Below are 15,884 nucleotides of genomic sequence, written 5' to 3'. Positions count from 1 at the left end.
CAACGGTACGAACTGTACCCAGCGGGAAACGGGGAATAGATGTCGTCTAAGACTTCGAACGCTGAAGAGAAAAAGAACTCTTCTGAAACCGCAGACGGACCTCTTCTCGATACATATAAAGCGGCCATCAAGAAGCTCATTGCCAAGGGCAAGGAGAAGGGCCACATCTCGGTCGATGAACTGAATGCTGCCTTGCCGTCGGAGCATTTTTCCTCCGAGCAGATCGAAGACGTGATGAGCAATCTCAACGAGATGGGCATCAATGTTATCGATGGCGAGGATGGTGACGACTCGGACGACGATGACGAGAAAGACTCGGATCCGAGCGGCAATATTTCCGAAGATGATGTTGGCCGTACCGATGACCCGGTCCGGATGTATCTGCGTGAGATGGGCAGCGTCGAGCTACTGTCGCGCGAGGGCGAAATCGCCATTGCCAAGCGTATCGAGGCTGGCCGTGACATGATGATTGGCGGGATTTGCGAATCCCCGCTGACCATTCGCGCGATCGTCAACTGGCATGATCAGCTTCAGGCTGGCAACCTTCTGCTTCGCGATGTGATCGATCTGGAAACCACCTATGGCGGTGGCCCGGATGCGGAAATCGCAGCCGAAGAAGGTGAAGAAGCCGACGCCGAAGGCGATGATTTCGAGGCAGCCGCCGTCGAAACCGATGCCGACGAAGATGAAGAAGCCGAAACCGAAACGCCAGAGCCGACCGGTGCGCCTGCCAGCGACGAGGAAGAAGAGGACGACGAAGAGTCGGACGATGATTCCGAAGGCGAAGAAGGCGAGGGTGATGGCGACGACGAGGACGATGACGAGAACGAGCAGGTCAACGTTTCACTTTCCAAAATGGAAGAGGAACTGACCGAGCAGGTTCTCGAGAAGTTCGAGCTGATCGCGAAAACCTACGAAAAACTGCACAAGGCACAGGAACAGCGCCTTGTTGCAATGAACAAGGGCGAAACCGTTCCGGCTGCGACCGAAAAGCGGTATGCCAAGCTGAAAGGTGAGATGGTTGACCTGATGGAAGATGTTCACCTGAACAACTTCCGGATCGAGGAACTGCTTGATCACCTGACCGGTCTGAATAACCGTTTGCTCGGCCTTGAGGGCAAGCTTCTGCGTTTTGCCGACCGTTGCAAGATTAAACGCCCCGATTTCGTCAAACAGTATCAGGGCCATGAACTCGACCCGAACTGGATGGAGCGCGTTGGCGAACTGCCGGGCAAGGGCTGGAAAGCTTTCATTGAACGCTACCCAGATGAAATCGCCCAGCTGCGTGAACAGGTTGGCGGTGTTTCCGCCGAAGTCGGCTTGCCGATCGGTGAATTCCGTCGTGTTTACGGCGTCGTTAACAAAGGCGAGCGCGAAGCGGCACGTGCAAAAAAGGAAATGATCGAGGCCAACCTGCGTCTCGTGATTTCGATCGCCAAAAAATATACCAACCGTGGTCTTCAGTTCCTTGATCTTATTCAGGAAGGCAATATTGGCCTGATGAAGGCGGTGGACAAGTTTGAATACCGCCGTGGTTACAAATTCTCGACCTATGCGACCTGGTGGATCCGTCAGGCGATCACGCGTTCCATCGCCGATCAGGCCCGTACGATCCGTATTCCGGTTCACATGATCGAAACCATCAACAAGCTGGTCCGTACCTCGCGCCAGATGTTGCATGAAATCGGTCGCGAGCCGACCCCGGAAGAGCTGGCAGAAAAGCTGCAGATGCCGCTTGAAAAGGTTCGTAAGGTTCTGAAAATCGCCAAGGAACCGATCTCGCTCGAAACCCCGATCGGGGACGAGGAAGACAGCCATCTTGGCGATTTCATCGAAGACAAGAACGCCGTTCAGCCGCTTGATGCTGCGATCCAGGCCAACCTGCGTGAAACCACGACACGGGTTCTGGCATCGCTCACCCCGCGTGAAGAACGTGTTCTGCGTATGCGTTTCGGGATCGGGATGAACACCGACCATACCCTCGAAGAGGTTGGTCAGCAGTTCTCCGTGACCCGCGAACGTATCCGCCAGATCGAGGCAAAGGCGCTGCGCAAGCTCAAGCATCCGTCGCGCTCGCGCAAATTGCGTTCGTTCCTCGATTATTAAAAAATCTTGCGACGTTCGGGCTTGACCTTGGCCCGAAAATCGCTAGTTTTCGGGACCGCGCCAGACAATTGGCGCGGTCTTTTCTATTCCCCTTTGGGGCCCGTAGCTCAATTGGTTAGAGCCGACCGCTCATAACGGTCTGGTTGGGGGTTCAAGTCCCTCCGGGCCTACCATCCATATGATTAACTTGTTGTTATTAAACGGTTAATTGGTGATTGTGTCCCACGATTTTAACGTCGTGGGACACATTTCCCCTAGAATGCCTACCATATTTTTCGTAAAAGTTCTTGATTTGTTCTTTTGTTTGTTACATAAGAGAAAAGTCAACGGGAGAAATGCACCCGGACCGAAACCCGCAAAGCCTTATAGGCTCTGCGGGTTTTTGCGTTTGGGACCGGATCAAGGAGGTGATCGGGATGCAGCGGCAAAGATACGGACACAGACACGGGCAGGGCGGCGGGGTGCCCCGCAGGATATTGACCGGTGGATGGCGGAGCCATTATGGCGGCATTCTGCCCGAGGACTAGGGCTGGGGAACTAACCCGGTCATTTGTCATGACGGGAGAGGTGCGTCTTGTTGGAGAGGGAGTATTAAATTTGCCGGGAGCGGCAGGAATGGCAGGAGGGGGCAGCATTGATCTATGGCCCGTCAACGGTCGAAAGGTGGGAGCCCGTACGCCCGGAGTTTGTCTGGACCTCAGTGGTTGCGGGAAAGTGTTGCCATTGCCGAAAGTGACCGGAGCACGACGTGAGGCCGAAGGCCGTCTGCTGGGAAGGTTGGCGAAGGCCCGGGGTTTGTCTGGGATTCCGCTGGTTGCGGCAAGGCCGCCATTGCCAAACGTGACCGGAATGGGGCCGAAAGCTGTTTGTTGCGAGGATGGCTAATGCCCGAGGTTTATCCGGGCTTCGTTGGTTGCAGGAAATGCCGCCATGGACGGAAGTGACCGGAGCAGGTCATGAGACGGAAGGCAGTTGATCTGCGCTCCGTTGGCGAGGATGCCGAAGCCCCGGGTTCGTCGGGACTTCGCGGATTGCGGGAAATCCGGTTTTGGCTGATGTACTCAGACGAGCGCGGTCTGCTGGTTCTGATTTGAGCGCACCGCTGATGCGCGCTTCAGCTTTCCCGGACATCGTCCACCTCTTTCTTTGAAGGGTAGTTGCAGGCTGAATTGAAACACTGTTCATCGATCCGGGTAAGTCGCAGATACAAAACGCTCGATCGCTCCTCTTCTCTCTGCGCACAATGAGCTCAACGCATCGATTGCAGAGTTATCATAATTCGGGGTTATGAGACCATTCCAGCCGATGCCCTATCAGCGCTTCGCAGCCACGCATAGCTGCCCGGTTGATTCCGCATATTGACATATCGGAAAATCCCGATATATTTCACGTCATGGAAATGCTCGAAATATTCAAAGCCCTCTCGAACCGGACCCGCCTTGAAATCCTCAAAGGCTTGAAAGAGCCTGCGAAGAACTTTCCTCCGCAGGATGAAGGCGACGTCGATACGGTTGGAGTTTGCGTCAGCAGTATTCAGGAAGGTGTCGGACTGTCGCAATCGACGGTGTCCGATTACCTTGCGACGCTGCAACGGGTGGGTCTGGTGGAAGTCAGACGCATCGGTCAGTGGACCTACTACAAGCGGAACGAAGCAACCATCCGCGCTCTTGCCGAGGCTATCGGAAAAGAACTGTAGTTTTTTTGCCCGAATATATCGAGAAATTGCGATATCCCTTTTTGCCGAAATAAGGCAGTAAAATGAAAGTCCAGACAATGAAAGCTCAGATACTCAAATCCTTTGGCGGCCCGGAAGCCTTTGAACTTCAGGACGTCGCCAAGCCCGTCCCGCAGGCCGGACAGGTCCTTGTCCGTGTCCACGCCACCTCCATCAATCCGCTGGATTATCAGGTCCGGCGCGGTGATTATCCCGATTATGTACCCCTGCCCGCCATTACCGGGCATGACGTTTCGGGCGTCGTCGAAAGCGTCGGCCCCGGCGTGACCAGCTTCGTCCCCGGTGATGAAGTCTGGTACACCCCGCAGATTTTTGACGGGGACGGAAGCTACGCCGAATACCATGTCGCTTCGGAAAAAATTATTGGCAAAAAACCGGCCTCGCTCAGCCACCTCGAAGCCGCCAGTCTGACGCTGGTCGGCGGCACGGCGTGGGAGGCACTGGTGGTGCGTGCGGGCCTTCGTGTCGGTGAAAGCATCCTGATCCACGGCGGTGCCGGCGGTGTCGGCCATGTGGCAATCCAGGTCGCGAAAGCCATAGGTGCCAAGGTCTTCACCACCGTACGCGAAGATAACTTCGAATTCGCCCAAAGCCTCGGCGCGGACGTCCTCATCGACTACACCAAGGAGGATTATGTCGATGCCATCCTGCGCGAAACCGATGGCAAAGGGGTGGATGTCATCTTTGACACCATCGGCGGCAATACACTCGCCAAAAGTGCCGATGCACTGGCCCAGCTTGGCCGTGTCGTCTCGATTGTCGATATCGCACAGCCGCAGAACCTGATCGAAGCCTGGGGCAAAAACGCCAGCTACCACTTCGTGTTCACCCGCCAGAACCGTGGCAAACTTGACGAGCTAAGCACCCTGATCGAACGCGGCCAGCTCCGCCCCCATGTCGGTGCCGTCTATTCACTGGCCGACATCCCGCTTGCCCATGCCCGGCTGGAAAATCCCGATAACGGCCTCCGGGGCAAAATCGCGATCGCAGTTGACCCGTCAGCCAATCCCGAGAATCTGGGCGCTTAACTGTTAAACGTACTTTAAAGGTGCAACCATGATTTATGAGATCGCCCAGCTGCCGGTTTACAAGGAACATGCGCAAGCGTTCCGGAAAGCATTTTACGAAGTCGTCCCGTTGCTTGTACGCGCGCGAGGTTACCAAGGTCACCTTCTGGCGCAAGGGATCGAGAAACCTGAAATGTTTCATCTGATTGTTCGATGGGGCTCGCTCGAAGACCACACGCCGGGCTTTGAGGAGAGTGAAGATCATCAGACCTTTATGACAGGCCTGGAACAGTATTTCTCGGAAGAACCGCAAGTCTATCATATCGAAGGCGAAGCTTTTATCTCAAGCAAAGGTGATGACTTGAGGGATAGTAGCTCCGGTGAGTTGTGGGCATAAAACAATTGGGTGGCTGTTGGAGTTTCTAACAGCCACCCAATCCCTGAACGCAAATTGCGTTGCCAGATCAATTTGCAATGATGATGATTTTCGTGCCGGTTAAGTTTTTTCATCTACCGGAGCCCGAGCCGGTTGCTCGGGCTCCGCATGAGCGGTGCGCGCGGGCGACTTTAGTTCATTAAGATGGCCTATTGGCGGAGCGCAGGAGTGGCTGTATCGTTTTACGAGCGCATCCAAGTGCTGATGCGTTCCGCCAGCATGATAACGGTTGGATTGGTCGCAACCGATGGGACATCCGGGAAACTCGAGGCATCGGCAACCCGCAGGTTTCTGACACCTTTTACACGTCCCTGATAGTCAGTTACCCCGTGCGGAGAGTTGTCTCCCCCCATCGGGGCGGTTGATGTCGGGTGATGATAGATATCAAGTGCCTTTGGCAACGCGGCGATGATATCTTCGGAGCTGGTGAGCGATGCCCCTGGAGCGAGCTCCCGAACAATAATGTCAGAGAGGGGCCCTTGGCTGGTGATCCGGCGGATCATCTCGACACCTTCGACCATTTTTTGCCGATCTTCGGCTTCACCAAGAATGTTAAGTGCGATACGAGGTGATGTGCGTGCCTTGCGATCTCGTAATGTCACCGTGCCGGTAGATTTCGGACGAGTCAGTGCCAGTGCAAGCATGAAAATGGCGCCGGTCGGTGACGAGGCCGGATCACCATAATGTACCGCGCTTACGTGGAAATCGCCTTCTCCCGGGGCTGCAGTGGACGATTGTGCCCAAAGAATAGCTCCAACAGGGGGGACTGGAAGTCCAAGGCGCTCAGGTACTGCAGCCCATGTTGTGAAGAAAAACGGATGCTCCTGCAACCGTTGCCCAACTGGCAAATCCGCCATCACAGGAATATCCATTGCACGCAGACTTTCGGCGGGACCAACACCTGATCGTAGCAAAATGGCCGGTGTGCCATAGGCACCTGCCGAAAGCACAATTTCGTCACCGGTGATACGCTCGCCATTTTCGAGAATAACAGCCTCTGCACGTCCTTTCTGGATGTCTACCTGATCCACAAGCACTTCGCTTCTAATGGTCAAGTTGGTGCGTGCCCGAACCGCTTTCGACAAATATGTCATGCCGGTATTAAGTCGCTGTCCCATACGATTGTTCATTGGATATGGACCGACACCCAAGGGCCTGTCCCCGTTAAAGTCATCGACTTTGGGGAAACCTGCCATCTGGGCCGATGTTATAAAAGCACGCTGCATGTCTGAAACTTCATCATTCTGCAGCTGATGGATTGGCCACGGACCAGAGCGGCCGCGAAATTCATCTGAACCATGTACCGTGCGCTCACTTTTTTTATAGAATGGCAGGACATCGGTGGGCGACCAGTTGGGAAGTCCGGCCTTCGTCCAACGGTTAAAGTCAGACGCGGTCGCTCGCATCGCGACACCTGCGTTTACTGCGGATGATCCGCCAAGAACCTTTCCACGGGGCACCGGGAAAGATGCACCAGCCCATCCCGGTTCAGAGGTATAGCCCCAATCATGTTCGGGATCACCGCCAATGATACTTTGGAGGCGAACAACATCGGGATAACTGTCAGGCGCATATGATTTGCCAGCTTCGAGAAGGAGCACGCGTCTTGAGGAATCTTCGCTCAGGCGGCTGGCGAGTACAGCCCCGGCCGATCCTCCTCCGACGATGATGACATCAAAATGAGATGAACTGTCATTCGTTTGTGCAAAAGCACTTCCAAGAGTGGCTGCGGCGATACCAGCGCCGGATGCCCCAATGATGAAATCCCGTCTATTAATGCCTTCTTTCTTCTGCGTGTCGCTCATGATTTCGTCCTCGCGTATGCATCGATATGCCATTCGCGGAACATCGCTAAAAGCATACCCCTTCGAATGACGGTTTTGATAAATCTCCGACATCCTAGAAGTATTGTAAGTCACCTTGGTGCTGTAGAAGGGTGTTTGTCGCTTTATTCAAGACGATATGTCTTGAATGGGTGCCCAAGTAAAAGAATGACGCTTCGTCAAGTTGAAGATGGGCGGAATACTGTGATGAGAGCCAGCAGCTTTAGATGGTCCAAATTCCGAACAAGTTTATGCAAGATGATGGAGTGCGAAAGATCCAAGGCAGGGCGTCTGCGCTAAATCTTCTCTGCCAGACATTGTGAGATGAAATTGACGAAAGCGCGTACACGGGCCACTCTCGTTCGCGATGACGGCCAAACGACTGAAACAGTCCCACGGTCATCAGTGAATTCATCGAGTAAGGATATCAAACGCCCCGCTTTGATATCCTCGGCAACGAGGTAGCGCGGTGCCTGCACTATGCCAAGTCCGGCCAGCGCGGCAGAGCCGAGGGCGCCTCCATCATTAATAACAAGCCATGGTTTGACTCTTGTCCCGCGATACTCGCCTTTGAATGCCCATTTCTCGGTAAGGCCTGTGGTCGGAAACCGGTATAGGACACAGCGATGATCAGCGAGGTCTGCGGGCGTTTGTGGCGTGCCATATTCCTTGACATAGCTTGGTGATGCGCAGGTCGTGAAAGCATGAGGCCCGATCTTGCGGGCATGTAGATTGGAATCCTCCAGTTCTCCAAGGCGAACGACCAGATCGTATCCGCCTTCAATCAGGTCGACCTTCAAATCATCAAGAGAAATGTCAAGCGTCACATCCGGAAATTCGGCCGAAAATGCATTCACGGCTTGCAAGATAATGCATCTTCCCATGACCGTAGGCACACTGATTTTAAGTCGACCCTGAGGCGTGTTTTGTGCGCTCAGTAGTTCCAGTTCTGCTTCTTGCAGATCGCTAAGGATCCGCGAAGCATATCGGTAAAGAATCTCACCTTCGTCCGTCAGGGTGAGTGAGCGTGTCGTGCGTGTCAGCAATTTGACACCGAGCCGCTGTTCGAGCCGGTCGACTGCTTTTCCTACTGCGGATGCTGAGAGACCAAGCTTCCGCCCTGCCGCGGCAAAGCTCCCATGCTCCAGCGTGACGGAAAAGGCCACAAGGCCGCTCAAGGATTCCAAGGAAGTAATTGCCGACATAATGTCCGGAATAATAGGACGCCGAGACATCTTCCGTCAAGGTCGTGCTTCTTCGATAGTTTAGGGCTCGCGCTTAATGGCGCCAAGGAGAAAGTGGATGAGGATGTCTTCAGGGGGCATCTCTATTGTCAACAGATTTGCGCTACTACAGCCGACCGTATTGGAGAGCTTTTTTGATGAATACACAGCGTAACCACTCACTTTTGGCGCGGCTGAAAAAAACCACGCGTATCTGGATTGCAGTCTATCCAACCGTGCTTGTCTTTCTGACGATATTTGGTGATGCGATCAGGGAGCTTCCGCTTCCTCTGGGCATTCTCGTCTCGACAGTGATCGTCGTCATCCTCGTCTCAAATATCATTGAGCCCCTTGTCGGGATGGCCTTTTCCCATTTGGGGCGCACTTTCCTCAAAGCTGATCATAACTGCGCAACAACGCGCTCGAAAAACAATGCCACGCCAGCTGAACTATCTGCTCAATCAGAAAATTAAAAGGGATCAATGCAATGACGAACAAAGATCACCACAAGACCGCTATCAATGCCCCAGGCACGTCTGGCATGAAAGTTCAGGCAACGGCATTCAACTGGATCAACGGTGTTCAGACCACTGACGGAGAACTAAAGCCCTCGATCGACCCTGCTACTTACGACATTATCGGCTATTATCCTGAAAATGGTCAGCCAGCTGCTGAAGCTGCAGTTGCAGCTGCCGCCAAGGCCTTCAAAGAGACGCCTTGGGCGCATGATCATGAATTGCGAGCTCATGTCATAAATCAGCTGGCTGATGCCTTCGAGCGCAACCGCGATCGCCTTGTAAAGATTCTGTCGCTTGAGAACGGCAAGGTGAAAAGTGAAGCTGCCTTCGAAGTCGATATGATTCCGAGCAAATTGCGTTATTCGGCGGCAACAGCACTGCTGGAGAGTGGCCGTGCGGTCACGCCGAAACCCGGAAGCCTGTCTGTCATTCTAAAGCAGCCAATGGGTGTTGCCGGGATTATCGCACCTTGGAATTCTCCTGCGGTTCTGACGGTTCGCTCATTGGCCCCGGCACTTGCTGCGGGATGTACTGCTGTGATCAAGCTTCCGTCGCAAGTCGCACAAACGGCTAGTGTGATGGCAGAAATCATGGCCGAGGCCGAAGGCCTACCCAACGGTGTCATCAACCTCTTTTTCGAAAGCGGTCCGGAAGGGTCTGCCTATTTGGTCGAAAGCCCGGATGTTCCCGCAATCAGCTTCACAGGCAGTACCGGTACAGGCCGTGCGATTGGCGCTGTCGGCGCCAAACGGATGAAACGGTTCGGTATGGAGCTTGGCGGCAAGACGCCGGTCATTCTGTTCGATGATGCCGATATTGATGCGGCCCTGCCCGTGATTGAGAAGGCGCTGACAGTATTTTCCGGTCAATTTTGTATGACCGGTTCACGTCTGCTTGTTCAAGACGGCATTTTTGAACATGTGCGCGATGCGCTTGCCCAGCAACTAACCGACGTGAAAGTTGGTCCGGCAAGTGACCCCTCAAGCGATATGGGGCCACTGATTGATCGAGAGAATGTCTTGCGGGTAGACGAGGTGGTCAAGAACGCCATTTCTGAGGGAGCAAACGTTATTGTACGTGGGGGGCCTGTTTGCGCCGGACCGCTTGCAAAAGGTGCTTTTTTCAGGCCTGCACTGTTGGAAGTTAACGACAATGGCCTGTCGATTCTTCAGGAAGAGACATTTGGTCCTGTTCTGACTATTCAGCGTTTTCATGACGAGGCAGAGGCCATTCAGCTTGCAAATGACAGTGAGTTTGGTCTTGCCGCCAGCGTCTGGACGCGTGACGTCGACCGTCCGTTGAAGGTGGCGCAGGCGCTTGAAGCTGGCACCATATGGATCAATGACTGGGCCAAGGTCTATGACAATACTGAGGAAGGCGGCTTCAAACAGTCTGGTCTTGGACGGCTTAACGGCCTCGCTGCACTCGACGACTTTATCGAGTACAAGCATATTGCCCTGAAGCCCGGTCTTTATAGGGGCAGATGACGTCACATGATTGATGGCGGAAGGGGCCAAGGTCGTTGCTTTCAATTGCGAGAATCTTGGTTGCCATCTGCGGGGGCAGCCCTTGCCAAGCATCACGATCCTTTGGGTAAACCAAGAACAGTGCTTGGCGTATCGCGAGGATACAGTAAGAAAATCGCAACTTATGGTATGGGGCATGTCCCCATACCAGTCCGGTGAACGACAAAGCTGTTAGTTTTGCTCTGGCGCCGCATCAGAAGTATTTGGGCCAGTTCGATACTTTGCCAAAATGCTGTCAAAAAGACCACTCTGGCGGATTGTCTTCAGACCAGCATTCAAATGATCCAGAATAATTTCCGGGGTCTCGGTCTTGCGGGAAATGCAGGAGTAATGGGAACTGGTCGATATTACCTTGGTCCTTATTCTTTCTGCATCAGGGAGCCCGTCCTCATCTCCATTGAGCAGGTAATAGTCCATAGGGGGGCGAAACGTTAAGGCCGCGTCAATTCGATTTGAGTTCAAAAGATTGACCAGCGCTTTCTCGCTATTGGCAATCATGACATCAAACTTTGCTTTGCGCGCGTACACCTCCAGACTGTATCCATTCACAACACCAACGGTCAGTTTGGATGCGTCTTCGGTGTCGATCATGTCAAAAACCTGTTCATTGGTGCTATACATGGCGATCTCTCCGTCGCCAAGTGGATCAGAATATAGGAATTCTGCGTCTCTTTCTGGCAGGTAGCTACAAGAACAAAGCCCGTCAACATGACCTGCACTGGCAAGAAAGTAGGCCCGCTTCCAAGGATAGAAGGGCGTTAAAAGTTTGATGTCGCGTGTGGCGAATGCGGCACGCAAGATTTCAACGTCAAATCCCGGCATAACGTCGTTGTCGGCGATCATCGCTGCCGGGAACGGATTGCAGGCAAGTGTCACGGTCTTGCGTTCACTGGCCGATGAGCCCAATGAATTATCTGCCATTGCCGCGCCGATCAATGTGCTCAGCGACGTAATCGTTAATGCGGCAAAGCTTGCTGCACTTTTTCCAATCCGTTTGGAAGTTAAATGATCTTTGGCCTTCTGAAGGAAAGAGGGCATCTCACTTAACTGCAATTAAATGATCAACTTTTGGTTTTGTGTCGCCCAGATGCATGCGGTTAACCTTTTCCTGTATATCGCGATCCGCGCCAGATACCCGTTTGTGATGACGTAAATGTTCTATCCAAGAACCTTCCGACCATGTTTCGACAAACAGGTCGTGATCAGCACTGTCCTGATGAAGCCCCCAATGGTAGGCGCCATGGCGCTGACGGGCTTTGCGCATTTCAGTCATGAGCTGCTGGAACGTCTCGTGATCTTTCGGGGCGATCCGATAGGAAATCCTTATCATGACAGGACCGCGATCCTGTTCGACACTTTCAGACAGGATTGGTTCGGGCCAGTGCATTGACGGGGTCAGGTCAAGTTTGGCCCCCTGATTGAGCCGAATTCGCATTGTTGCGATCATCAAAATGATTGCCCCAATCCCGGCAGCCAGCAACGCCGTTTCAATCGAAAATCGTTCAGCAAGCCAGCCCCATGCCACGCTGCCAACTGACATCGAGCCGAAAAACAGCGTCAGAAATACCGACAATCCCCGTGCTCGTACCCAGTCAGGCAAAGCTGTCTGCGTGGACACATTCAACGAAGATAAAACCGCTATCCATGATGCCCCGGCAATGAAGGAGGCCATAACTGCCACGATTGGATGCTGAACCAAAGCGAAGCTCAACATCACAAGAGCTGTTCCGATAGTACCGGCCATAATGGTTTTGTCTGGACCAAGTCGTGCCTTGATTTTCGGTAGAACAATGGCGCCGGCTACGGCGCCTGTGCCAACACTGGCCAGCAGAATTCCATAAAGCTGAGCCCCGCCGTCCAGCATGTTGCGCGCAATCAGTGGCAACATGGCCCAGTAGGCGCTGGCAAACAGAAAGAATGCAACAGCCCGGATCAAGGTGGCGATCACCGGCGGGCTATTAAACACATAGCGAAGACCCGTACCTATCGCGCTTAACATGCGTTCCCGCGGCATGGTTTCCACATTTTGTTGGGGCCGCCAGAAGAACAGAACGACAAGAATGCCAATAAAACTAAGCGCATTAAGCGCAAACGGAGATACCAGCCCGACACTGACAATCAGAAATCCTGCAAGTGCCGGACCGATTGCGCGGCTGACGTTAATGCCCATGGAATTCAGCGCAATTGCAGCCCCCAGTCGGGGCTTGTCAACCAGCCCTGGAACGATCGCCTGCCATGCCGGTGCCATCAATGCTGCACAGGTTCCCATCAAAAATGTAAACAGGATCAGGATCAAAGGCGTAACCAATTGCAGATAAACCATGGCAGAGAGCGCTGCAGCCAAGCCCGCCATTACCAGATTGATGGAAATCAGTAATTTTCTGCGATCCATTAAGTCCGCAAGCGCTCCGGCAAAGATTGCAAACAGGAATACGGGCAATGTGGTCGCCGCCTGCACCAGCGAGACAACGAGCGGCGAGGGTGACAGCTCTGTCATGAGCCAACCTGCGCCGACATCGTGCATCCAGGTGCCGATATTCGATATGACGGTTGCCACCCACAAAAAGGCGAACGCCCGATGCCGAAACGGTGCCCATGGACCTGTGTCAACTGGTTTGGTCTCGTTCATTTTTCCTCTTCCAGATGAAGATGGTAATGCGCATTTAATCATCTAATGCGCGCAAAGCGCACTAAATGCGTCGGGATGTTTTTTCGGACAGAATTGCTACAAGTGCGAGCCCTGCAATGATCGCAACATGCTCAAAAAATATGTTGCTTTGTCCGGCGCGCTCTGCCTCTGGAAAAGTCCAGTACGCATGTGCAGTGAGTGTCGCCACAGCGGTAAATATTCCCAATGCGCCAGCGGCCAGCCACACTTGGCGCCCCAGGATGATGGCAATAGAGCCACCCAGCTGGAGAAGAATAATGCCTGCTGCCAGTGGTGCCGCGGGCGAAAGTCCGAAATGGTTCATCTCACCTATCGCTGCCGACCAGTTGAACAGTTTTGTCAAACCAGACAGCCAAAACGGACAGGTCAGAGCAACCCGGATACCCAGTTCAAATATAACGCTGTTTAACAATTTCGAGATGGGGGCTGGTGTCATGACATTGTTCTCATGGTAAAGGAAACGGAAATTGTCAGTTACGCTGAAACAAACCTGGTTCGGTGCGCCGGTTTCCAAATGGAATTGACCGGCGCACCAGGGGGTTATGATTTTGTTTCAGGCGATGCTGGGCCACACTTGGTTTGAGCACCTTTGGCGTCACTTGCTACACCAAATGATTTGCCATGTAGGCAGTGTGCAGCGGCTTCTTGGGCAGACATCCTGTCTTTGGCCCAGTTCACCGCAGTTTCACCGGCGAGCATACCAAGCAGTCCAAGGAGTGCGATGACGGGTGGGGCTGGGGATCGGGTTCCCAGCAGCGCATAAATCACACCAACACCAAGCCCGATTCCAAGTGAAACGACATAAGGGGAAACAGTCATTCTCTTCTCCTTTGCTATACCGCGAAGCAGGAACAACCCAGCGCGCCCCAGAAAGATTTGCTGTCTGCAACCGGGATTGGATTGTTCCATGCAATGCCATGGTCGTGGCCGTGAACGCCGCAACCATGCGAACAACCATCGTGGCAGGCACGTTCATGTGTTGAGGCTTCAGGACGTTGGGCCGGGCTTTGTTGATGTAAAACCGGACTCCAGGATGGCGATGCTGGTGGGATTTCCGGCGACAGGGACTGATACCCTCCTTCGCCGTAAACCACTTTGCCGCCAACCATGGTCATGACCGAGTTGATCCGACGGATTTCTTCGGGCGGGACGGCCATATAATCCGCCGACAGAACTGCCAGATCAGCATATTGCCCCGGCGCAAGCGACCCTTTGACATCCGCCTCGCCCGAGAACCATGCCGACCCTTTCGTCCACAGCATGAGCGCAGTTTCACGATCAAGAACGTTGTCATTGTCGTAAAGCGACATACCGCCAACCGTCTTGCCGGTAGTAAGCCAGTAAAGACCGACCCACGGGTCATAGGATGCAACGCGGGTCGCATCCGTTCCCGCCCCGACCGGAAGACCATATTCCAGCATTTTGGAAACAGGCGGGGTCGCCATGGCAGCATCCTTGCCGTAACGGTCGACAAAATATTCGCCTTGGAAGGCCATGCGATGCTGGATCGCGATCCCGCCGCCCAGTGCCTTGATCCGTTCGATATTGCGTTCGGAAACGGTCTCAGCATGATCAATGATAAACCGCGTCTTGAACGGCTGTTTGCCATTCACCCGTTCGAAAACACCGAGGAAACGGTCGATGGTTTCGTCATAGGTCGCATGAATGCGGAACGGCCATTCGCGTTCAGCCAGCAATTCGACGATGGGTTCGAGTTCGCTTTCCATGACCGGCGCCAGATCGGGGCGCGGTTCAAGGAAGTTTTCAAAATCTGCTGCGGACCAGGCAAGGTTTTCACCGGCGCCGTTCATCCGCAACATATCATCGCCAGCACCCGGTTCGGTCATTCCGACCCAGCGTTCATAATCGCTAAGCTCGTTCCCGGCGTTTTGCGCAAACAGGTTATAGGCGATGCGGACGGTCATCTGCCCGTCATCATGCAGACGGCGAATGACATCGTAATCTTCGGGAGAATTCTGTCCGCCGCCGCCCGCATCAATGACGCTGGTGATGCCAAGCCGGTTCATTTCACGCATATAGTGACGGGTGGAATTGATCTGATCCTCAATCGGAAGCTTGGGACCCTTGGCCAGCGTAGAATACAGAATCAAGGCAGATGGTTTCGCCAGCAGCAAACCGGTCGGATTACCCTTGGCATCCTTTTCAATGACACCACCGGGCGGGTTTGGTGTGTTTTTATCAAAACCAAGAACCTTGATTGCGGCCTGGTTCAATAAAGCACGCCCATAAAGGTGCAGGATGAAAACCGGCGTATCTGGTGCGGCAGCATTGATTTCATCAAGGGTTGGCATCCGGCGTTCGGCAAACTGGAATTCCGACCAGCCGCCAACGACACGCACCCATTGCGGTGCAGGCGTGACAGCGGCCTGTGCTTTGAGCATGCGCAGGGCATCTGCGACTGATGGAACATTTTCCCAGCGCAATTCCATATTGTAGTTCAACCCGCCGCGAATAAGGTGGGTATGGCTGTCATTAAGTCCCGGAATGATGCGACGGCCGCCGCCATTGATCATTTTGGTTTTGCCATCGGCAAACTTGCGCATATCGGCTTCGGCGCCGATGGCCAATACTTTGCCATCGACAATCGCAATTGCGTCGACTTCCGGATTTTTTGGATCAAGCGTCGTAATGCGGGCATTGTGGATGATTGTTTCGGCTGTCTTGCTCATCTCGGTACTTCCAGTTGATCTGATTGGCAACGCACTGAGTGCTGTGCTTGCAGCGGCACCCTGAAGAAATGTCCGGCGTTTCATGTGTGTGACCTTTCAACACCAAGCCCCGCAGCTGCCGCTCATACGCGCCCGTTCAGTGAGTCACGCGA

The 15,884-nt window shown here is 53.7% G+C and carries 14 protein-coding genes and 1 tRNA gene; 8 read left to right on the top strand and 7 right to left on the bottom strand.

The window, feature by feature from the left end:
* Positions 1 to 39 precede the first annotated feature (39 nt).
* The 6 genes from rpoD (at position 40) to R1T41_RS03815 (ending at position 5,245) form a co-directional block, all read left to right on the top strand.
* Positions 40 to 2,106 (top strand): RNA polymerase sigma factor RpoD, encoded by a 2,067-nt coding sequence (gene rpoD / locus R1T41_RS03840; RefSeq protein ID WP_062947968.1) that lies wholly within the window; start codon positions 40 to 42, stop codon positions 2,104 to 2,106.
* Between the two features lie 96 nt (positions 2,107 to 2,202).
* Positions 2,203 to 2,279 (top strand) — tRNA-Ile (locus tag R1T41_RS03835).
* A gap of 783 nt (positions 2,280 to 3,062) precedes the next feature.
* Positions 3,063 to 3,200 carry a hypothetical protein gene (locus R1T41_RS03830; protein ID WP_317340089.1) on the top strand — a complete coding sequence of 46 codons (138 nt, stop codon included), beginning with the start codon at positions 3,063 to 3,065 and terminating at the stop codon, positions 3,198 to 3,200.
* A 305-nt stretch (positions 3,201 to 3,505) separates the two neighbouring features.
* Entirely contained in the window at positions 3,506 to 3,802 is a 297-nt protein-coding gene (locus R1T41_RS03825; RefSeq protein WP_317339929.1) for a metalloregulator ArsR/SmtB family transcription factor, read from the top strand.
* Positions 3,803 to 3,864: 62 nt separating this feature from the next.
* Complete coding sequence (locus tag R1T41_RS03820; RefSeq protein WP_317340087.1) at positions 3,865 to 4,869, top strand: zinc-dependent alcohol dehydrogenase family protein; 1,005 nt, start codon at positions 3,865 to 3,867, stop codon at positions 4,867 to 4,869.
* A gap of 28 nt (positions 4,870 to 4,897) precedes the next feature.
* On the top strand, positions 4,898 to 5,245 hold the full coding sequence (locus R1T41_RS03815) for an antibiotic biosynthesis monooxygenase (RefSeq protein ID WP_317340086.1): 348 nt from the start codon (positions 4,898 to 4,900) through the stop codon (positions 5,243 to 5,245).
* 221 nt (positions 5,246 to 5,466) lie between these two features.
* Here the strand turns inward: R1T41_RS03815 and R1T41_RS03810 are convergent, their stop codons facing one another.
* Both R1T41_RS03810 and R1T41_RS03805 read right to left on the bottom strand, forming a co-directional pair.
* Positions 5,467 to 7,089, bottom strand: coding sequence for a GMC family oxidoreductase (locus R1T41_RS03810; RefSeq protein ID WP_317340084.1), 1,623 nt, complete (start codon positions 7,087 to 7,089; stop codon positions 5,467 to 5,469).
* 314 nt (positions 7,090 to 7,403) lie between these two features.
* A complete protein-coding gene (locus R1T41_RS03805) occupies positions 7,404 to 8,312 on the bottom strand; it encodes a LysR family transcriptional regulator (protein ID WP_317340082.1) in 909 nt (302 codons plus the stop codon).
* Positions 8,313 to 8,488: 176 nt separating this feature from the next.
* On the opposite strand from R1T41_RS03805, the gene R1T41_RS03800 reads away from it, so the two are divergent.
* Both R1T41_RS03800 and R1T41_RS03795 read left to right on the top strand, forming a co-directional pair.
* On the top strand, positions 8,489 to 8,803 hold the full coding sequence (locus tag R1T41_RS03800) for a hypothetical protein (protein WP_317340080.1): 315 nt from the start codon (positions 8,489 to 8,491) through the stop codon (positions 8,801 to 8,803).
* 14 nt (positions 8,804 to 8,817) lie between these two features.
* Positions 8,818 to 10,335, top strand: a complete 1,518-nt coding sequence (locus tag R1T41_RS03795) for an aldehyde dehydrogenase family protein (protein ID WP_317340078.1) — start codon at positions 8,818 to 8,820, stop codon at positions 10,333 to 10,335.
* A 210-nt stretch (positions 10,336 to 10,545) separates the two neighbouring features.
* On the opposite strand, the gene R1T41_RS03790 is transcribed toward R1T41_RS03795, so the two are convergent.
* The 5 genes from R1T41_RS03790 to R1T41_RS03770 all read right to left on the bottom strand — a co-directional run bounded on the left by R1T41_RS03790 (position 10,546) and on the right by R1T41_RS03770 (position 15,732).
* Positions 10,546 to 11,412 carry a substrate-binding periplasmic protein gene (locus R1T41_RS03790; protein WP_317340076.1) on the bottom strand — a complete coding sequence of 289 codons (867 nt, stop codon included), beginning with the start codon at positions 11,410 to 11,412 and terminating at the stop codon, positions 10,546 to 10,548.
* A 1-nt stretch (position 11,413) separates the two neighbouring features.
* Positions 11,414 to 13,003, bottom strand: coding sequence for an MFS transporter (locus R1T41_RS03785; protein ID WP_317340074.1), 1,590 nt, complete (start codon positions 13,001 to 13,003; stop codon positions 11,414 to 11,416).
* 61 nt (positions 13,004 to 13,064) lie between these two features.
* The gene (locus tag R1T41_RS03780) at positions 13,065 to 13,556 is read right to left on the bottom strand and encodes a DoxX family protein (protein WP_317340072.1); all 492 of its coding nucleotides are present in this window, start codon (positions 13,554 to 13,556) and stop codon (positions 13,065 to 13,067) included.
* Between the two features lie 26 nt (positions 13,557 to 13,582).
* Positions 13,583 to 13,861, bottom strand: coding sequence for a DUF1427 family protein (locus R1T41_RS03775; protein ID WP_317340071.1), 279 nt, complete (start codon positions 13,859 to 13,861; stop codon positions 13,583 to 13,585).
* 14 nt (positions 13,862 to 13,875) lie between these two features.
* Positions 13,876 to 15,732, bottom strand: a complete 1,857-nt coding sequence (locus R1T41_RS03770) for an amidohydrolase (RefSeq protein WP_317340069.1) — start codon at positions 15,730 to 15,732, stop codon at positions 13,876 to 13,878.
* Between the last annotated feature and the right edge of the window lie 152 nt (positions 15,733 to 15,884).

It is taken from the genome of Thalassospira lucentensis, from assembly GCF_032921865.1.
Lineage (GTDB): Bacteria > Pseudomonadota > Alphaproteobacteria > Rhodospirillales > Thalassospiraceae > Thalassospira > Thalassospira lucentensis_A.
Note: the sequence above shows the minus strand (reverse complement) of the source record. Positions and strands in the feature narration are given on the sequence as shown.

Coding starts and splice junctions, on each gene's coding strand:
- R1T41_RS03800 (WP_317340080.1), top strand. CDS start 8,489: ATGAATACACAGCGTAACCACTCACTTTTGGCGCGGCTGAAAAAAACC.
- R1T41_RS03830 (WP_317340089.1), top strand. CDS start 3,063: ATGAGACGGAAGGCAGTTGATCTGCGCTCCGTTGGCGAGGATGCCGAA.
- R1T41_RS03795 (WP_317340078.1), top strand. CDS start 8,818: ATGACGAACAAAGATCACCACAAGACCGCTATCAATGCCCCAGGCACG.
- R1T41_RS03825 (WP_317339929.1), top strand. CDS start 3,506: ATGCTCGAAATATTCAAAGCCCTCTCGAACCGGACCCGCCTTGAAATC.
- R1T41_RS03820 (WP_317340087.1), top strand. CDS start 3,865: ATGAAAGTCCAGACAATGAAAGCTCAGATACTCAAATCCTTTGGCGGC.
- R1T41_RS03770 (WP_317340069.1), bottom strand. CDS start 15,732: ATGAGCAAGACAGCCGAAACAATCATCCACAATGCCCGCATTACGACG.
- R1T41_RS03790 (WP_317340076.1), bottom strand. CDS start 11,412: ATGCCCTCTTTCCTTCAGAAGGCCAAAGATCATTTAACTTCCAAACGG.
- R1T41_RS03785 (WP_317340074.1), bottom strand. CDS start 13,003: ATGAACGAGACCAAACCAGTTGACACAGGTCCATGGGCACCGTTTCGG.
- rpoD (WP_062947968.1), top strand. CDS start 40: ATGTCGTCTAAGACTTCGAACGCTGAAGAGAAAAAGAACTCTTCTGAA.
- R1T41_RS03805 (WP_317340082.1), bottom strand. CDS start 8,312: ATGTCGGCAATTACTTCCTTGGAATCCTTGAGCGGCCTTGTGGCCTTT.
- R1T41_RS03775 (WP_317340071.1), bottom strand. CDS start 13,861: ATGACTGTTTCCCCTTATGTCGTTTCACTTGGAATCGGGCTTGGTGTT.
- R1T41_RS03815 (WP_317340086.1), top strand. CDS start 4,898: ATGATTTATGAGATCGCCCAGCTGCCGGTTTACAAGGAACATGCGCAA.
- R1T41_RS03810 (WP_317340084.1), bottom strand. CDS start 7,089: ATGAGCGACACGCAGAAGAAAGAAGGCATTAATAGACGGGATTTCATC.